The organism is Flavivirga sp. 57AJ16, assembly GCF_028736925.1.
Taxonomy (GTDB): domain Bacteria; phylum Bacteroidota; class Bacteroidia; order Flavobacteriales; family Flavobacteriaceae; genus Flavivirga.
This window is the reverse complement of sequence record NZ_JAQZAT010000044.1, coordinates 1-1,675: the sequence shown is the minus strand read 5'-3', so window position 1 is coordinate 1,675 and position 1,675 is coordinate 1. Positions and strand designations below refer to the sequence as shown.

Sequence of the window (1,675 nt, the reverse complement as noted above, 5' to 3'; positions counted from 1 at the left end):
GTGTCGAGTAGACAAGGGGGATTTCACCCCGAGCCTCTCACAGAACCGTACGTGATAGTCTCCCATCATACGGCTCTTCTTATACAAATCTATGCACTTAATTGGAATATCCAACATACCAGTGATAAAACAGACTAGGAAATTGTTTTCTAACTCTGTCCAACCACCTATAGGCATTTGTTAGATTATTTCTATACCGTTTATAGCGATATCTTGCCCATCTTACGAGTTTTATGCGAAGCACATAAAACACTTTTGACAAACTATAACCTCGGTATTTACCAAAGTAACGTATCCATCCCCTAAGTTTAGGATTTAGATGATGAGCAATACCTACAATACTATCACATCGCATTCTTGGAATTTCCATCTTCCTAATTGTTTCAAATATTCGTGACCGTGATTGGATACTAATAGCACAGTCAAACCCTAGAAACAGCTTTTCTGATTTCTTCGATTTTGAAGTGCGCGGCTGAAATGTATATCCTAAAAAGTCAAATTGTACCTTTTCATACTTTTCTTGCCTTCTAAAATCCTTACAATACACAATCTTTGTTTTATCAGGGTGTAATATTAAGCCACATGATTCCAGTCTTACATTTATGCTCTGCAAAATTTGCTCTGCTTCTTCTTGTGTATGACAATGAATGATAATATCATCTGCATATCGTACAAATTCAATTGCAGGCTTCATTCTCGCAAACCAAACATCTAAGGTGTAATGCAGAAACAGATTGGCTAATAGTGGGCTTATCACTCCACCTTGCGGGGTGCCTTTTGTTCTTGCTATAACTTCACCTTTTTGGGTTTGAAGTGGAGCTTTGAGCCATCTTTCGATGTATTTAAGCACCCACTTTTCCTCAACATGTTTGTTTAACGCTTTAAGTAACTTGTCATGGTCAATATCATCAAAGAAATTCTTGATATCCAAATCAATCACCCAATCATGCTTCCAGCAGTTTTTGCGTACCTGTTCAAGTGCTTGATGGGCACTGCGTTTTGGTCGATAACCGTAGGATTGTGGATGAAAGATGGATTCCAGTCTTTCTTCTATTTGATTTCTTATCGCCGTTTGGGCTACTCTATCACTAATGGTTGGAATCCCCAATTGGCGAATGGAGCCGTTTTTCTTTGGAATTTCAACCTGTAGGACTGGTGGTGGGTAATAACTGCCCGAGGCTAAGCGGTTCCAGACCTTGTACAAGTGTCGATGTCTTTGCTTGTCATAATCTGACATGCTTAGATTATCTATACCTGCGCTTTTTCCTTTTCGCTTTACCTGTAAGTAGGCTTCCCATACCATTTCTTTGGTAATTGGTACTGATTTTGTCTTCTCAAATTGAATCATCCTCTTGCGAGTTGTAAAAATTGATAAACTGTATAAGCCAGTCCCTTCGCTCCAGTTTCATTACAAAACCTTCATCGCTACTACAGACTGGTCCGCCCCTGATCCAAGCATCGCTATTTAGCCTCTAGTTTGCGCTATTGTGCCTTTCACTTTGCATCTTCGAGCAGGTTCCCGAGTTCCGCTTATAAGCCCGAATAAAGGTCATGCCTCCTAAATGACGCCTGCCGCTTAGCCAGTAAACAGGTGACCGCTAAACTTATCATGTTTGTCATACTTCAAACATTTTTGACAGAAGGTTGCACTTTCTCGACACTTCATCAGAGGTTC

The 1,675-nt window shown here is 40.1% G+C and carries 1 protein-coding gene; it reads right to left on the bottom strand.

The genetic code is table 11. The features are described from left to right. Window positions 1-97: 97 nt before the first annotated feature. Complete coding sequence (gene ltrA / locus PQO00_RS20255; RefSeq protein ID WP_274186676.1) at window positions 98-1,303, bottom strand: group II intron reverse transcriptase/maturase; 1,206 nt, start codon at window positions 1,301-1,303, stop codon at window positions 98-100. Window positions 1,304-1,675: the final 372 nt, after the last annotated feature.